Origin of the sequence: Pseudomonas sp. V98_8 (genome assembly GCF_029967975.1) — a bacterium.
Lineage (GTDB): Bacteria > Pseudomonadota > Gammaproteobacteria > Pseudomonadales > Pseudomonadaceae > Aquipseudomonas > Aquipseudomonas umsongensis.
Genome location: NZ_JASCAE010000097.1, coordinates 1 through 17309, shown reverse-complemented (window position 1 = coordinate 17309; position 17309 = coordinate 1). Strand labels below are relative to the sequence as shown.

Below are 17309 nucleotides of genomic sequence, written 5' to 3'. Positions count from 1 at the left end.
TTGAACACCGGGTGGCTGAGGATCGGCGACTGGCGCAGCAGCGCGGCCGGGAGGGTCGCTTGCGTGGCGGCGGCGAGGGCGGCGAAGTCCGGCTGGGCCTGGCCCGCGGCGAACAGCGCCCACAGGGTTTCGACGTCGGCCTGGGTGCTGGTTTCATCCAGGGACAGGCCCAGACGTTCAGCGTCGACCACGCGCAGGTTGATCTGTTGGGCGTGGGCCTGCTCGTGCAGCATGGCGGTGTCAGCGCCGGTGTTCAGGGTCAGGGTGTCGAAGAAGTGTTCTTGCTCGACATTCAGACCGATCGCTTTCAGGCCTTGGGCCAGGATCGCGGTCAACTGGTGCACACGCTGGGCGATCTGCGTCAGGCCCTGCGGACCGTGGTACACGGCGTACATGCTGGCGATGTTGGCCAGCAGCACCTGGGCGGTGCAGATGTTGGAGGTGGCCTTCTCGCGGCGGATGTGCTGCTCGCGGGTCTGCATTGCCAGGCGCAGGGCCGGCTTGCCGAAACGGTCCACCGAGACACCGACCAGACGGCCGGGCATGTCGCGCTTGAATGCATCCTTGGTGGAGAAGTACGCCGCGTGCGGGCCACCGAAGCCCAGCGGCACGCCGAAGCGTTGCGCGCTGCCGATGGCCACGTCGGCACCGAATTCGCCCGGCGGGGTCAGCAGGGTCAGGGCCAGCAGGTCGGCGGCCACCGCCACCAGGGCGTTGGCGGCGTGCAGGCGCTCGGTCAGTTCGCGGTAGTCGAACACGTCACCGTTGCTCGCCGGGTATTGCAGCAGGGCGCCGAAGAACGGCGTCACGTCGCTCAGTTCGCGCTCGTCACCGACCACCACCTCGATGCCCAGCGGTTCGGCACGGGTGCGCAGCACGTCGAGGGTTTGCGGGTGGCAATGCACGGAGGCGAAGAACTGGTGGCTGCCCTTGTTCTTGCTCAGGCGCTTGCAGAAGGTCATGGCTTCGGCGGCCGCGGTGGCTTCGTCGAGCAGGGAGGCGTTGGCGATCGGCAGGCCGGTGAGGTCGCTGATCAGGGTCTGGAAGTTCAGCAGAGCTTCGAGGCGTCCTTGGGAAATTTCCGGCTGGTACGGGGTGTAGGCGGTGTACCAGGCCGGGTTTTCCAGGAGGTTGCGCAGGATCGGCGACGGCGTGTGGGTGCCGTAGTAGCCCTGGCCGATGAAAGTCTTGAACAGCTGGTTCTTGCCGGCGATGCCTTTGATCATCGCCAGGGCGTCGGCTTCGCTCAGGCCGTCTTCCAGGCCGAGCACGCTGGTGCCCTTGATGCTGTCGGGAATGACGCTGGCGCTCAGGGCTTCGAGGGAGTCGAAGCCGAGGGTGTTGAGCATGGCCTGCTCGTCACCGGCGCGGGGGCCGATGTGGCGGGCGATGAATTCATTGGCGGTGCTGAGATTGATAGTCATGGCGGGTTCCTCAGGCTTCGGCTTGGGCTTTGATCAGACGGTCGTAGGCGTCCTTATCCAGCAGTTGGCCGACAGCGGCAGCGTCAGCGGGCTGGAAACGGAAGAACCAGCCTTCGCCCAGCGGGTCTTCGTTGACCAGCTCAGGGCTGGCGTCCAGCGCCGGGTTCACTTCCAGCACTTCTCCGTCCAGTGGCATGTACACGCCGCTGGCGGCTTTTACCGATTCCACGGTGGCTGCTTCAGCGCCTTTGTCGTAGGACTGCAACTCTGGCAGTTGTACGAAAACCACGTCGCCCAGAGCGTTCTGCGCGAAAGCGGTGATGCCGACTGTGACAGTGCCGTCAGCTTCGGTGCGCAGCCATTCGTGATCTTCAGTAAAACGCAACTCGCTCATGGAAACTCCTAAGGGGGCCAGACTCGTCTGGTGGACGCGATTGAATGCTTGGGCTAATGCCCTGGTTTATGAGGGGTTACTAAGCAAGAACACGGCCAATGTTATTTTATTGTTGTAAATCAAATAGTTACGCTGAGCGCCGATTCAGTGAACTCGACAGCCTGTAGCGAAATCGCTACAGCTGCGACGGAAGAGAAAAGCTGAAGTGGATCAAAGCCTTGCGCAGGGCTGGTTGCAGGGGGGTGTAGCGAAATCGTTCCGCTGTAGCGCTTTCAGTACAGGTGGAGGTCGCTTTCAGATATATTTTTCAGGCCGAACACAAACCCCCTGTGGGAGCGGGCTTGCTCGCGAAAGCGGTGTATCAGTCACCTCATCTGTTGGATGACCCACTGCCTTCGTCGGAACGCCGCCCGGAGCAAGCCCGCTCCCACATTTTGACCGAGTAGGACTTACGGCTTGTTGGGGATGCCGTATTTGCGCAATCGATGAGCGATGGCGGTGTGGGAGGTTTGCAGGCGGCTGGCCAGTTGGCGGGTCGAGGGGTAGCTGACGTAGAGTTTTTCCAGCAGGGTTTTCTCGAATTCATCCATGGCCTGCTCCAGGCTGTCGATATCCTGATCGCTCTGGCGTGCCACCGAGGTGCCAGCGATGTCGAGGTCGCCAATGTCCACCAGGCTGCTTTCACAAATGGCCGCTGCCCGGAAGATCACGTTTTGCAGTTGCCGCACGTTGCCCGGCCAGCGGTTGCCGAGCAGCGCCGGGTAAGTACCCGGCGCCAGGCGACAGACCGGGCGCTGGATCTGTGCGCAAGCCTGCTGCATGAAATAGCGGGCCAGGAGCAGGATGTCCTGCCCGCGTTCGCGCAGGGGCGGGACTTCGACATTGAGTACGTTGAGGCGGTAAAACAGGTCTTCGCGGAACAAGCCTTCGCTGACCATTTTTTCCAGGTCGCGGTGAGTCGCGCTGAGGATCCGCACGTTGACCTTGACCTCGCGGTCGCCGCCCACTCGCCGGAAGCTGCCATCGTTGAGGAATCGCAGCAGCTTGGCCTGCAAGTACGGTGACATCTCGCCGATTTCGTCGAGAAACACCGTGCCCTGGTTGGCCAGTTCCATCAGTCCCGGCTTGCCGCCCCGTTGTGCCCCGGTAAAGGCGCCGGGGGCGTAGCCGAACAGTTCGCTTTCGGCGAGGTTCTCCGGCAGTGCCGCGCAATTCAATGCCAGGAACGGTGCGTTGTGGCGGGCGCTGATGGCATGGCAAGCCCGCGCCACCAGTTCTTTGCCGGTGCCGGTTTCGCCCTGGATCAACAGCGGCGCATCGAGCGCCGCCACGCGTTGCGCGCGAACCTTGAGCGTGCGAATCACCGGCGATTCGCCCAGCAGTGCATCGAAGCCTTCGGCGTGATCATGGTGCAGGGCCGACAGGCGCTCACCGATGCGATTGGGTTGATACAGGGTCAACAGGGCGCCAGCGTCGGTGATCGGCGTGGCGTCGAGCAACAAGGTCTGGCCGTTGACGGTGATCTCTCGCAACGGCAGGCGAAAACCGTGTTCGAGCAACGCATCGAGCAACGCCGGGTCGGCAAACAGGTCGGCGACACTTTCTCCGGCCGGCTCGCGACCGTACAGGGCAATCAACGCCGGGTTGGCCAGCAACACCTTGCCGGCGCTGTCCAACGCCAGCACCGGGTCGGTCATCGCCGCGAGCAGCGCATCGAGCTGCAGGTGCCGACGCTGGCCGGGAAGAATGTCGACCACGGTCATGGCTTGCACGCCCCGCACGCTCAGCAACGCATCGCGCAACTCTTCCAGCACTTCGGGGCTCAGGGTCGGCGCGTCGATGTAGACGTTGGGTGGAACCATTTCCACCGCATCCAGGTTGAGGTTACGTCCACCGAGCAAGGCCAGGACTTCCTGGGTAATGCCGACGCGATCGATGAAGCTGACGTGGATGCGCATGGTGCGGTTTCGGGTTCTGGCGTGCGAAGGGTGGCAAGTATGCCTTGGGGCGGGCTAATGGTGAAATCCTGCGCAGCATTTGCGGGCAACGACAACCCCTGTGGGAGCGGGCTTGCTCGCGAAAGCGTAGTGTCAGTCAATCGATTAGTCGACTGATGCACCGCATTCGCGAGCAAGCCCGCTCCCACAGTAGGGTTGGGTTGAGCACAGAATGTGTGTTCGGGTTACTCGAAATGTTCGGGGTTTACCGGGTCGCCGGATTTCATGTTCAACTGCTGCCGGATGTCTTCGAACATCAAGTCGTAATGCTTGTGGACCGAGCCGATCTGGCTGTGTGCCTTCGGAATCCCGTACTTCTCGGCAATTCTCGTCACATCCCTGGCGAAGTTGTAGGCGTCCTCCTTGGGCAGAAAGAAGGGCTCTGACATGTCCTTGCCTTGAATGTTGCCATGCATGGTGAACTGGATACCTTTTTCACCTTTGTCATTGGTGGCGACCTTATAGTCGAGGTGCACGTTGTAACTGACATCGTCCGGTGTCAGCGCATGACGCTCGATGTGCAAGTGACCTGGCTCAAACTGTGCCATGGACTTCTCTCCTTACAAGTAAGTAATGCCAGGTGTCGCTGTGCTGATGCGTGTGCCAGCCTTGCCCTGGACGATCGCCTCGATGTCCGCCAGAGAGCCGATCACCGCGACCTTTCCAGTATGGCGTGCGAACTCGCAGGCTGCCTGCACCTTCGGTCCCATGGAGCCAGCGGCGAAGCCGAGCTTTTCCATTTCGTCGGGGTGCGCCTGGGCGATGGCTTTCTGCGTCTGTTTACCGAAATCGATAAAGGCGGCGTTGACGTCGGTGGCGATCACCAGCAGATCGGCTTCCAGCTGTTCGGCCAACAGCGCCGAGCACAGGTCTTTGTCGATCACAGCTTCCACGCCCTCAAGTTTGCCGGGTGCGGTGTACATGGTGGGGATGCCGCCACCGCCGGCACAGATCACGATGCTGCCTTTTTCCAGCAGCCATTTGATCGGGCGGATTTCGAAGATGCGTTTGGGTTTGGGGCTGGCGACCACGCGGCGGAATTTGTCGCCATCGGGGGCGATGGCCCAGCCTTTTTCGGCAGCCAGTTTTTCTGCCTCGGCCTTGGCGTACACCGGGCCGATGGGTTTGCTGGGTTTCTGGAAGGCCGGGTCGTTGGCATCGACTTCGACCTGGGTCAGCAAGGTGGCGAAGGGCACCTCGAAGTCCAGCAGGTTGCCCAGCTCCTGTTCGATGATATAGCCGATCATGCCTTCGGTTTCGGCGCCGAGAACATCCAGCGGGTAAGGCGACACCGAGGTGTAGGCGGCCGCTTGCAGCGATAGCAGGCCGACTTGCGGGCCATTGCCGTGGGCGATGACCAGTTGGTTGCCGGGATGGATCTTGGCGATCTGCTCGGTGGCGATCCGGATATTGGCGCGCTGGTTGTCCGCGGTCATGGGTTCACCCCGGCGGAGCAGGGCGTTACCGCCCAGAGCAACGACGATACGCATGGTGCATGTCCTTTCAAAAAGAGAAGCCACAAGTAACTCGGTCTTCCGGTTGGAATCGGGCCAGTGTGGGAGCGGGCTTGCTCGCGAATGCGGTGTATCAGGAAGCAATGATGTCGACTGACACACCGCATTCGCGAGCAAGCCCGCTCCCACATTGACCCTTTTCCGTCAGTGGGAGCCGCGTCGGCCGTTAGAGATCCGCCAGCGTCGACACCAGAATCGCCTTGATCGTGTGCATGCGATTTTCCGCCTGCTCGAAGGCGATGCAGGCCGGCGACTCGAACACGTCATCGGTCACTTCGATGCCGTTCTTCAGGTGCGGGTACTGCTCGGCAATCTGCTTGCCGACCTTGGTATCGCTGTTGTGGAAGGCCGGCAGGCAGTGCATGAACTTGGTGCGCGGGTTGCCGGTGGCCTTCATCAACTCGGCATTGACCTGATACGGCAGCAACTGCTGGATGCGTTCGGCCCAGGCTTCGACCGGTTCGCCCATGGAGACCCAGACGTCGGTGTGGATGAAGTCCACACCCTTGACCGCCGCTTTCGGGTCTTCGGTGAGGGTGATGCGCGCACCGCTTTCTTCACCGTATTTTTTGCAGCGTGCCACCAGATCGTCCGCCGGCCACAGGGCTTTCGGCGCGCAGATGCGCACGTCCATGCCCAGCTTGGCGCCGATCAGCAGCAGCGAATTACCCATGTTGTTACGCGCATCCCCAAGGTAGGCGTAGCTGATTTCGTGAATCGGCTTGTCGGCGTGTTCACGCATGGTCAGCACGTCGGCGATCATTTGTGTCGGGTGATATTCATCGGTCAGGCCGTTGAATACAGGCACGCCGGCAAACTTGGCCAGCTCCTCGACGATTTCCTGTTTGAAGCCACGGTACTCGATGGCGTCATACATGCGCCCGAGCACGCGGGCGGTGTCCTTCATGCTTTCCTTGTGGCCGATTTGCGAAGAGTTCGGGTCGATGTAAGTGACATTGGCACCCTGGTCATAGGCGGCGACTTCGAACGCACAGCGGGTGCGGGTCGAGGTTTTCTCGAAGATCAGCGCAATGTTGTTGCCCTTGAGGTGTTGTTGTTCGGTGCCGGTGTATTTGGCCCGCTTGAGGTCGCGGGACAGGTCGAGCAGGTAGCGCAATTCGCGAGGGGTGTGATGTTCCAGGCTCAGCAGATTGCGGTTATGGATATTGAACGCCATTTTGGATCTCCTAAGGTGTCGGTTATCCCGTTGGCCCGCGCTCGGTCAGTGCGGGCCAAGGCTGATAGGTTAGTAGTCGATCGGATCGCGGATGATCGGGCAGGTCATGCAATGGCCGCCGCCGCGACCGCGTCCCAGTTCGCCTGCGCTGATGGTGATCACTTCCACACCGGCCTTGCGCAGCAGGGTGTTGGTGTAGGTGTTGCGGTCGTAGCCGATGACCACACCGGGCTCCACGGCGACCACGTTGTTGCCGTCGTCCCATTGCTCGCGTTCGGCGGCGAAACTGTTGCCGCCGGTTTCTACGACGCGCAGGGCCTTGAGGTTGAGGGCCTTGGCCACGGTGTCGAGGAAGTTGGTTTCTTCGCGGCGGATATCGATGCCGCCCGGCTTGCTTTCATCGGGGCGCAGGGTGAAGGCCACAATCTGGTTCACCACTTCCGGGAAGATGGTCACCACATCGCGGTCGCAGAAGCTGAACACGGTGTCCAGGTGCATCGCCGCGCGGGATTTCGGCAGGCCGGCGACAATGACTTTTTCCACGGCCTTGTGCTTGAACAGACTGACCGCCAGTTGGCCGATGGCCTGGCGGGACGAGCGTTCGCCCATGCCGATCAGTACCACGCCATTGCCGATCGGCATCACATCGCCGCCTTCCAGCGTGGAACTGCCATGGTCCTTGTCCGGGTCGCCGTACCAGATCTGGAATTCAGCGTTGGTGAATTGCGGATGGAATTTGTAGATGGCGGTGGTCAGCAGGGTTTCCTGGCGACGTGCCGGCCAGTACATCGGGTTGAGCGTGACGCCACCGTAGATCCAACACGTGGTATCGCGGGTGAACTGGGTATTGGGTAGCGGCGGCAGGATGAAGCTGGAGTGACCGAGGAACTCGCGGAACATCTGAATGGTCTTGCCGCCAAAACTGTCCGGCAGGTCATCGGCCGAGACTCCACCGATCAGGAACTCGGCGATCTTGCGCGGTTCCAGGCTGCGCAGCCACGAGCCGGTTTCATTGATCAGGCCCAGGCCCACCGAATCGGCGGTGATCTTGCGCTCGAGAATCCAGTCCAGCGCTTCGGGGATGGCGACGATGTCGGTCAGCAGGTTGTGCATCTCCAGTACATCGACATTGCGTTCACGCATTTTGGTGACGAAATCGAAATGGTCGCGCTTGGCCTGTGCCACCCACAGCACATCATCGAACAGCAGTTCGTCGCAGTTGTTCGGGGTCAGGCGCTGATGGGCAAGCCCTGGGGAGCAAACCATGACTTTGCGCAGTTTGCCGGCTTCGGAATGGACGCCGTACTTAACTTTTTCCGTGGTCATTTCAGTGAACCTCCAGATGGCAAATCAATCGTGTTACAGGGTCAGGAAGCCGTCGTAGAGACCGTAGGCCGCCACCAGGGCGCCGACGACCACCGCGGCGAAAATCAGCTTCTCGACGTTGGTGAAAACCGGTTTCTTGAGTTCCAGCTTGGCCTTGGCGAACAGGATCGCGCCGGGTGCATAGAGCAGGGCCGAGAGCAGCAGGTATTTCATGCCACCGGCGTACAGCAGCCAGACTGCATAGATCAGGGCCACGGCACCAATGAACAGGTCCTTCTGACGCTCGCCCGCCGCGCCTTCGTAGGTTTCGCCGCGTACCGCCAACAACAGGGCGTACGCCGCCGACCACAGGTAAGGCACCAGGATCATCGACGTGGCGAGGTAGATCAGCGACAGGTAGGTGCTGGCCGAAAACAACGTGATGACCAGGAATATCTGAACCATGGCATTGGTCAGCCACAGGGCGTTGACCGGTACCTGGTTGGCGTTCTCCTTGCGCAGGAACGCCGGCATGGTGTGGTCCTTGGCCGCGGCGAACATGATCTCTGCACACAGCAGCACCCACGACAGCAGGGCTCCGAGCAACGAGATGATCAGGCCGACGCTGATCAACACCGCCCCCCAAGGACCCACCACGTGTTCCAGCACGGCGGCCATCGACGGGTTCTGCAGCTTGGCCAGTTCCGGTTGGGTCAGGATGCCCAGCGACAGCACGTTCACCAGTACCAGGATCAGCAGCACAGTGATAAACCCGATCACCGTGGCCTTACCCACATCACTGCGTTTTTCCGCCCGGGCCGAGAAAATGCTCGCGCCCTCGATGCCGATGAACACCCACACGGTGACCAGCATCATGTTGCGCACCTGGTTCATCACGCTGCCAAGGTCCGGATTCTTCAAGCCCCAGATGTCGGCGGTGAAGATCTCCAGTTTGAAGGCGAAAATCGTAATCAGCACAAACAGTATCAGCGGTACGATCTTGGCGACCGTGGTCACCAGGTTGATGAATGCCGCTTCCTTGATCCCCCGCAGTACCAGCCAATGCACGGCCCACAGCAACACGGACGCGCCGACCACGGCGGCGACGGTATTGCCCTCGCCGAACACCGGGAAGAAGTAACCCAGGGTGCTGAATAACAGGACGAAGTAACCAACGTTGCCCAGCCAGGCACTGATCCAGTAACCCCAGGCCGAAGAGAAACCCATGTAGTCGCCGAACCCGGCCTTGGCGTAGGCGTAGACCCCGCCGTCCAGGTCGGGCTTGCGATTAGCTAGGGTCTGGAAGACAAAGGCCAGGGTGAGCATGCCGACGGCGGTGATCGCCCAGCCAATCAGAATGGCGCCGACATCGGCACTGGCCGCCATGTTTTGCGGCAGGGAAAAGATGCCGCCACCAATCATCGAACCGACGACCAGGGCAATCAGCGCGCCGAGTTTCAGCTTTCCGGGAGTTTCAGACATTGCATGACTCCATTGCAGGAGAAGAGAGGCAACAGACTAAGTGCGCCCGCCATTGAGTGGGCTGACTTAGATCAGTGCAGGTCGACATTCCATTGTGAATAACCAAAAGATCGCTCATACAAAGCTAATGCCTGTAATGCTTGTCCCAGAGGCTTCGTTGAATTTTTGTTGAAACTTTTTCGCATTCCTTGCGCCTTATGAAGCTAGCCCTTTTTTACCAATCCGCAAATTTTCGCGGAGGGTTCTCAGAACGGAATTGGCTTATCAAAAAAGTTGTATAAAGCAAAAGAATATATCGATGCCTATTGGGTTTTATCTGGCACTTGGATGGGCGTTTGTTGGCGTTATCCAATAAACGTCATTACGCTTCATCCATTTAGTTAACGCAGGTTATGTGACGCTCTTGCGGCAATGACCGCCCCTGGCAACTGGAGACGCCGCCATGTCGCAATCGACGCAAAAGCTTCGCCTGAGCGCACTGATCGCCCTGGTCGTCGGATCGATGATTGGCGGCGGGATCTTTTCCCTGCCGCAAAACATGGCGGCCAAGGCCGATGCGGGGGCGATCCTGATTGGCTGGGCCATTACGGCCGTTGGCATGCTGACCCTGGCCTTCGTGTTCCAGACCCTGGCCAATCGCAAGCCGGAACTGGACTCGGGGGTGTACGCCTACGCCAAGGCCGGTTTCGGCGACTACATGGGGTTCTCGTCGGCCTGGGGTTACTGGATCAGTGCCTGGTTGGGCAACGTCGGCTATTTCGTGCTGCTGTTCAGCACCCTGGGGTTTTTCTTTCCGGTGTTCGGCGAAGGCAACACCCCGACCGCCATCGCCTGTGCGTCTTTGCTGCTGTGGACGGTGCATTTCATAGTGATGCGCGGGATCAAAGAAGCCGCTTTCATCAACCTGCTGACGACCGTGGCCAAGATCGTGCCGCTGATCATGTTCATCGTGATCGCCGCCGTGGCGTTCAAGGCGGACATCTTCACCCGGGACATCTGGGGACGCAGCAACCCGAGTTTCGGCAGCGTGATGGACCAGGTGCGCAACATGATGCTGGTCACGGTGTTCGTGTTCATCGGTATCGAGGGTGCCAGTGTCTACTCGGCACGGGCGGAGAAACGTTCGGATGTGGGCCGGGCCACGGTCATCGGTTTTCTCGGGGTGCTGGCGCTGCTGGTATTGGTCAACGTGCTGTCGCTGGGGATCCTCAGTCAACCGGAACTGGCCACCTTGCAGAACCCGTCGTTGGCCTCGGTGCTGGAGCATATCGTCGGCCCGTGGGGCGCGTTGCTGATAAGCATCGGCCTGGGGATCTCACTGCTGGGCGCGTTGCTGTCCTGGGCGTTGCTGTGTGCGGAGATCCTGTTCGCCACGGCCAAGGACAAGACCATGCCGGCATTCCTGACCAAGGAAAACGCCAACCATGTGCCGGTCAATGCGCTGTGGCTGACCAACATGATGATTCAGCTGTTTCTGCTGATCACCCTGTTTTCCGCCGGCACCTACACCAGTCTGATCTACCTCGCTTCATCAATGATCCTGGTGCCCTATCTGTGGTCGGCGGCTTATGCGGTGCTGCTGAGCGGGCGCGGTGAGACCTATGAACACGCCTCTGCCGAACGCACCAAGGACCTGCTGATCGGCGGCATCGCCTTGAGCTATGCCGTGTGGTTGCTGTATGCCGGCGGCGTGAAGTACCTGCTGCTCTCGGCCTTGCTCTACGCGCCCGGCGTGATCCTGTTCGCCAAGGCCAGGCATGAACAGGGCAAGCCGCTGTTTACCACAATCGAGAAGGGCATATTTACCTGCGTCATCAGCGCTGCCGGACTGGCGGCGTATGCGCTGTACAGCGGGGTGCTCAGCCTGTGAAGTTACTGCTGGCATTCCAGCCCCCCTACGACTGGTCCGCGATGCTGGGATTCCTGTCGGCGCGGGCGATCGCCGGAATGGAAGAAGTGGTCGGCGACGTCTACTCACGCAGCATCGGCTTGAACGGGGTCCACGGCACGCTCGCTATCCGGCCTGCGACGGCGGACTCACTGGAACTGACGCTGGACTTTCCCGATGCCGGCGCAGTGCCTGAGATTGTCGCCAGGCTGCGGCGGATGTTTGATCTGGATGCCGAACTGGTCACCATGCAACGGCATCTGTCGGCTGACCCACTGCTGGCACGGCTAATTACAGACCGCCCAGGGCTGCGCGTACCGGGGACGTGGGACGGACTGGAACTGGCGATCCGCGCGGTGCTGGGGCAGCAGATAACCGTGGGCGCGGCTATCAAACTGGCGGGAAAACTGGTGGCGCAATACGGCACACCCTTGAGCTCGCCGCGCGGTGGCCTGACCCATGTGTTTCCCGCAGCGGCGGTGCTGGCGGCGGCGGACCTTGCGACATTGGGGATGCCGAAAAGCCGAGGCCGTACGCTGTCTGGCGTGGCCCAGGCGGTGATCGATGATCCCCTGTTGTTTGAACCCGGTCGGCCGGGCGGGGTGGCGCGGTTGCTGGCGTTGTATGGCATTGGAGACTGGACGGCGCAGTACATTGCGTTGCGGCAGTTGCGGGAGATGGATGGGTTGCCGAATGGGGATGTGGGGTTGATCAATGCGCTGGCGGCATTGGAGGGCGGGGCGGTGACGGCTCGTCAGTTGCTGGAGAGGGCTGAGGGGTGGCGGCCGTATCGGGGGTATGCGGCGCAGTTGTTGTGGACTTCGTTGAGTCGAGTGGATTGAGCGATCCTGAGTTGGTGAAGCTGGCCGCCAGCCTGTCGGTACATTCCAATGTGGGAGCGAGCCTGCTCGCGAAGACGTGCGAACTGCTAGCACCGATCCCGGATCTGAGCCGTTTAAGGTGTTTGGACCCAGTCATCAAAGCTATTTAGCATCAAAGCTTAGAAATAGTGGCTTTTCGCCCAGTTACGTATTGAAACCCTTTTACACTTTGGTGACGATAGGAAAATTCCTACAGCCATTGCCGAAAAAGGGAAGCACTCGTGGTGATAAAAGCGGTTTCGAAGGAACGAATTGACCAAGCGTTGCTGGAGTTTGATCGTAAATATCGGAGTAAGCGCGAGTGGCAGGGCTGGGAAGACAATCTAGCTCACCGTTACGCCGTTCACGAGGGTGGTGAGCTGTACCCGGCGAAGAAAATCGTCGCTCTGGCTACTGGTATTGCCGTAGGAGAATTCTCCGGGGGGCACCCGACCAACAGTTACCTAGAAAAGCGAGGCTTCACTATTGTGGAGTTACCGCGTGGGGCGAGCAAACCTGTATTGCAGTTCACGCCGGGGGCTGTTTACGACCGAAAAACTGAGATCCATGGACCTTTCGGTGGGAGTCTGCAGAGCGGTATTGCAGCATCCGCTACATACCCCGCGATATTTTTGTTTACAGGTGATAGTGGTGAGCAGTACGGGTATGCCGACGATTGGGATAACGGCGCCTATCTTTATACCGGTGAAGGACAACGCGGGCCGATGACTTTGACTCGAGGCAACCGAGCCATTGCTGAGCATGCCGAGGATGGCCGAGCCCTGCACTTGTTTAAGTCCCGCGGCAAAGGTAATGGTTACGCATATGTGGGCGAGTTTTCTTGCGCGGACATGTTTGAGCGGACCCAGCTGGATGTGGAGGGGCAGGATCGGACGGCGATTGTTTTTCGATTAGTCCCTGTGGGTATTCCTGGTGAAACAATTGAAGTTGAAGAACAGGATGAAGATGAGGCTGACCGTTTCGAGTCTCTGGAGGCTGCGCGGTTTGCTGCGCTGGCTGCATGTAAGCCTGGCAGTGAGGATTTAGGTCAGTCCGCTCCGCGTAAGATCTATCTACGCAGTCGAAAAGTCGCACGTTATGTGCTCATGCGCGCTAAGGGGGAATGCGAGAGCTGTGAGAAGCCGGCTCCTTTTACGAAAAAGGATGGCAGCCCCTACTTAGAGCCGCATCACGTAAACCGGCTCTCAGATGGTGGGTTAGATCACCCGCGCTATGTAGGAGCTGTGTGCCCCAGTTGCCATCGGGAAATTCATTCTGGGGTGCACGGTGCGTTGCTGAATGAGAAGCTTAAGCAACGGTTGGAAGTAATCGAAAGCTGATTGAGTTGTGTGTCAAGGCTGTTGGGCTGTCGCCGGTAAGAAGCAAAAATGTCCTATATCTGGACCGGCCGCTTAGGTCTAGGTGCTAGCATCTTCAGATAGCTAAACCGCTGCCTTAATCTCAGAATCGCTCCGACCGTTGTCCTTTTTCTTTTCGTTCATAGTATCACCGAGGGTTGAAAACCCTCGGGCTATGGCCATTTCGGGTCTCTGCGAAATTCCTTTACACAATGTCGACGGATTTCGTGAGCGTTCCTACAAGCACGCCTCTTTACCCATCGAATGCTTCGAAGACTGAAACATCAGCGCGATTCTCCGCCACCAAGGCTTAGTAACGGGCACTGGCCGGTGCGTGTGATCATGCAGTAAGTATGGTATGTCTCGCAGCCGAATCCAGCCTTCATTCTGCCAATGCAGTAGGCTCAACGACATATCCGGCCAATCCAACAAGCTCAGCATCGGTCGGTCCGTATTTGTCGAAGTTACACGTCGCGTATGGATGGTATCCTCATACACACCGGACTCGCTGAGCAGCGTAGGTTGTTTCCTAGATTAAGCACCGCGTATGACAAGACCGACAATGTGTGTGCCAAAGGTAGAGATTTATAGCTGTCAATATAAAAAATGGCCGCGGAATCCGCGGCTATTTTTACTTAAGGTCAAAGTTGAGCAAAAATTCTGACCATATGACTATCGTATTTTCGATATCCCGATCGTGGTCCCTGAAAGTAATCACCAGAGACTCTAAGATTGGAAATCTTACTTAGTTCACAAAGGTCCCATTCGTGCCCTGCTGTGACATGACCTCCCAATGTTTGAAAGCACCGTAGCAGTATCTTTCCCGTGCGAGAAATACCAATTGCGTGTGGTTCAACTACACGATCAATACCGCTGTAGGTGAATTTCAACACTTGGAGGGTGTTGATTGCATCAATAATGATCTGTCTCATAAACCGATACTCTGAGCATGATTATAGAGCGGGACAGTCGCCTGCCCCGCGCCCCTACGCTTTGACAAAAAAGCAGAATGGACGACCGTCCTTTCGGAAAACGTCTTTACCACTACGCCAGTGCTTAAAGCTCATACAGAAAACGGCTCTGTATCCTGGCGGCGCCACTGGACCTTCGCTCATAAAACGAAATCTCCGACGCGAGGCCGTTGTAACCGTCCGAAAGGGGTCTATAATCACGTCGCGCATTTTCGCAATGCTTCGTGATTTGAGATCTTTTCAGTCACGGCCCGCACCCTCGGGCTTCGGTTCAATGGTGCGGTCAAGACCCGCAGCAATCGTTGGCGCGATTACTGCGGGTTTCTTGTTTTTGGGTACTGCCAAATTTTTTCCACCTGCTGCGCTGAAGGGGCAGCAGGTGGAGCGGTAATCAATCCCAGCTAAGCGCACCACCAGTCTGATACTCAATCACCCGAGTCTCAAAGAAGTTCTTCTCCTTCTTCAAGTCCATAATCTCGCTCATCCAAGGGAACGGGTTAGTCGTCCCTGGGTACTCTTCCTTCAAACCAATCTGCGACAAACGACGGTTAGCGATGAACTTGAGGTAGTCCTCCATCATAGCCGCGTTCATGCCCAGCACGCCGCGAGGCATGGTGTCGCGGGCGTATTCGATTTCCAGTTGGGTGCCTTGCAGGATCATCTGCGAAGCTTCTTCCTTCATTTCGGCGTCCCACAGGTGTGGGTTTTCGATTTTGATCTGGTTGATCACGTCGATGCCGAAGTTCAGGTGCATGGATTCGTCGCGCAGGATGTATTGGAACTGCTCGGCGACGCCGGTCATTTTGTTGCGGCGGCCCATGGAGAGGATCTGGGTGAAGCCGCAGTAGAAGAAGATGCCTTCCAGGACGCAGTAGTAGGCGATCAGGTTGCGCAGCAGCTCTTTGTCGGTTTCGACGGTGCCGGTTTCGAACTTCGGATCGGAGATCGAACGGGTGTATTTCAGGCCCCAGGTGGCTTTTTTCGCGACCGATGGGATCTCGTGGTACATGTTGAAGATTTCGCCTTCATCCATGGCCAGCGATTCGATGCAGTATTGGTAGGCGTGGGTGTGGATCGCCTCTTCGAAGGCCTGGCGCAGGATGTACTGGCGGCATTCCGGGTTGGTGATCAGGCGGTACACGGCCAGGACCAGGTTGTTGGCAACCAGGGAGTCGGCGGTGGAGAAGAAGCCGAGGTTGCGCATCACGATGCGGCGCTCGTCGTCGGTCAGGCCTTCCGGGTTTTTCCAGAGGGCGATGTCGGCGGTCATGTTGACTTCTTGCGGCATCCAGTGGTTTGCGCAGCCGTCCAGGTACTTCTGCCAGGCCCAGTCGTACTTGAAGGGTACGAGCTGGTTGAGGTCGGCACGGCAGTTGATCATGCGCTTTTCATCGACAGCGACACGGGCGGAGGCGCCTTCGAGTTCGGCGAGGCCTTCGGCGACGTCGAGCGAATCCAGGGCAGCCTTGGCGCGGGCAACGGCGGCGGAGTCAGACGCGGTCACGGCGCGAGCTTCCAGGGCGGCGGCACCGCCGGCGCTGTCGAGACGGTCCATGTTGGCTTCGGTGGCGTGGCCGGCGTTGGCGCTCTTGGCTACAACTTCCGTGTCTTCTTTGTCGAATTCGTCCCAGCTCAGCATGACGTGTCGTCTCCTGCGTGAGGGCCAGTGTGCCCGTGTGAAAATGGATGGGTTGGTTTTTTCACACGGCGGTGCTGGCCGCGTTGGATATCGTTTTTTGCAGCGGTGCTACGCAGGCAAATAAACATAATTTTGTACGGGGTTCCGAGAGCCACTGATGGGCGCAATCGGCATCGAATGCCGTTGCGGGGCTTCAGACTGGCTATTCATCCCTGTAAGGGGATATTGCAGGCCCGTTTAAGGCCGCATTATATGGAAATTTTCACGGTCGTGGTGGGGCGAATCCGCGCATGGCACGGTCGAGAGGGCGGGTTTTTCGGTCGGAGCGAGGGTTTACAGGGCTTTGGCGGGTGAAGATTTTTTTTCGAGAAAATGGCGGGGTAGCGGTTTTGTTCAAAAAGTAAGCAGAAAGTGGCCTTTTTTACTACATCTTGTGTTTGTGGGCGTTTTTTGACCAGTCCAGACACAACTGAGCCCGACGTTAGCCGGGCTGGAATCGACCTTCAGCCAGTGGCTGGGCAGGCCGGATTCGGCGCAGTCAGATCAGCCGCTGGAGCAGCCGTTACCCATGATGCTGTAACGCAGGATATGGCGCTGGCCTTTGGAGTCGTCATATTCCATTTTCATCGGGACAACTTCGCAGACATTGGGGACTTCGCTCATTGAAATAACTTTGGCGATGTCCAGGTGCATCGAGTAAGTGTAATCCTCAATGGGTGGTTGTTGTTGCGCGACATCAGTCTGGGCCTCGTCTGCCATGGCGGTTGCGCACAGGCTACTGAGGGCCAGAACCAATAAAGCTTTCATCTAGTGTTTACCTTTTTGAAGTCGAGTGGGGTCACGCAACCTTTTTGGGGTTGCGTGTGTATCTGACTACTTGGGTTTGGGTTAACTGCCTTCGTGGGGGCTGTAACTTGGTTAACTCAGTTTGCCGGGTTGGCGGAGCGAATTTTAGGCGTGGGGATGGCATTCATATAGGCGTGGTTTTGATAAACACCTTTGACGGATTTTGTAACAATCCCCTGTAGGAGCGAGCATGCTCGCGATGAGCTTTAACGATAACGCGCCATGCCTGACTCCCCGGGGTGTTCTCAGGCTTTTCGCGAGCATGCTCGCTCCTACAGGGGGGGGGAGCGTGAAATTTCGGATGTTTGTTTGGTTATCAGGACGTTTTGTGTGGGCTTGTTACTACCATCGTCGAATGGTTCTATAGGCGCCGCCCGGATAAAACAGGGTCATACAAAAACAACTATTCCACCGAGGTAAGAAAGATGAGTGCGGCTTCCCTGTATCCCGTTCG

General features: G+C 58.5%; 12 protein-coding genes and 2 pseudogenes. 3 read left to right on the top strand and 11 right to left on the bottom strand.

Annotation, left to right across the window (positions count from 1 at the left end; translation table 11 throughout):
• The 8 genes and pseudogenes from QLG10_RS28785 to arcD (QLG10_RS28750) form a co-directional block, all read right to left on the bottom strand.
• Positions 1-1424 (bottom strand): annotated as a pseudogene (locus QLG10_RS28785) (glycine dehydrogenase); the annotation flags it as partial.
• A 10-nt stretch (positions 1425-1434) separates the two neighbouring features.
• Complete coding sequence (gcvH, locus tag QLG10_RS28780) at positions 1435-1818, bottom strand: glycine cleavage system protein GcvH (RefSeq protein WP_282488425.1); 384 nt, start codon at positions 1816-1818, stop codon at positions 1435-1437.
• A 449-nt stretch (positions 1819-2267) separates the two neighbouring features.
• Complete coding sequence (locus QLG10_RS28775; RefSeq protein ID WP_110755285.1) at positions 2268-3776, bottom strand: sigma-54-dependent transcriptional regulator; 1509 nt, start codon at positions 3774-3776, stop codon at positions 2268-2270.
• 224 nt (positions 3777-4000) lie between these two features.
• Complete coding sequence (locus QLG10_RS28770; protein ID WP_282488424.1) at positions 4001-4363, bottom strand: DUF5064 family protein; 363 nt, start codon at positions 4361-4363, stop codon at positions 4001-4003.
• Positions 4364-4375: 12 nt separating this feature from the next.
• Positions 4376-5305 (bottom strand): carbamate kinase, encoded by a 930-nt coding sequence (arcC, locus tag QLG10_RS28765; protein ID WP_282488423.1) that lies wholly within the window; start codon positions 5303-5305, stop codon positions 4376-4378.
• 190 nt (positions 5306-5495) lie between these two features.
• Positions 5496-6506: an ornithine carbamoyltransferase gene (locus QLG10_RS28760; protein ID WP_020800264.1), complete on the bottom strand. Its 1011-nt coding sequence runs from the start codon at positions 6504-6506 to the stop codon at positions 5496-5498.
• A 69-nt stretch (positions 6507-6575) separates the two neighbouring features.
• Entirely contained in the window at positions 6576-7832 is a 1257-nt protein-coding gene (arcA, locus tag QLG10_RS28755) for an arginine deiminase (protein WP_020800265.1), read from the bottom strand.
• A 33-nt stretch (positions 7833-7865) separates the two neighbouring features.
• Entirely contained in the window at positions 7866-9293 is a 1428-nt protein-coding gene (arcD, locus tag QLG10_RS28750; protein WP_188265460.1) for an arginine-ornithine antiporter, read from the bottom strand.
• Positions 9294-9735: 442 nt separating this feature from the next.
• Between arcD (QLG10_RS28750) and arcD (QLG10_RS28745) the strand changes: the two genes are divergently transcribed.
• From arcD (QLG10_RS28745) to QLG10_RS28735, 3 genes are all read left to right on the top strand, one after another.
• On the top strand, positions 9736-11163 hold the full coding sequence (gene arcD, locus QLG10_RS28745) for an arginine-ornithine antiporter (protein WP_282488422.1): 1428 nt from the start codon (positions 9736-9738) through the stop codon (positions 11161-11163).
• Positions 11160-12023: an AlkA N-terminal domain-containing protein gene (locus QLG10_RS28740; RefSeq protein WP_282488421.1), complete on the top strand. Its 864-nt coding sequence runs from the start codon at positions 11160-11162 to the stop codon at positions 12021-12023. The genes arcD (QLG10_RS28745) and QLG10_RS28740 overlap by 4 nt, the downstream gene beginning before the upstream one ends.
• A 260-nt stretch (positions 12024-12283) precedes the next feature.
• Positions 12284-13381, top strand: a complete 1098-nt coding sequence (locus QLG10_RS28735; RefSeq protein ID WP_110755292.1) for an HNH endonuclease — start codon at positions 12284-12286, stop codon at positions 13379-13381.
• Between the two features lie 255 nt (positions 13382-13636).
• Here the strand turns inward: QLG10_RS28735 and QLG10_RS28730 are convergent.
• From QLG10_RS28730 to QLG10_RS28720, 3 genes and pseudogenes are all read right to left on the bottom strand, one after another.
• Positions 13637-13855, bottom strand: a pseudogene (locus QLG10_RS28730) (phage antirepressor protein); the annotation flags it as partial.
• A 906-nt stretch (positions 13856-14761) separates the two neighbouring features.
• Positions 14762-16009: a ribonucleotide-diphosphate reductase subunit beta gene (locus QLG10_RS28725; RefSeq protein WP_020800276.1), complete on the bottom strand. Its 1248-nt coding sequence runs from the start codon at positions 16007-16009 to the stop codon at positions 14762-14764.
• A gap of 543 nt (positions 16010-16552) precedes the next feature.
• Entirely contained in the window at positions 16553-16816 is a 264-nt protein-coding gene (locus QLG10_RS28720; RefSeq protein WP_110755294.1) for a DUF2790 domain-containing protein, read from the bottom strand.
• Positions 16817-17309 lie beyond the last annotated feature (493 nt).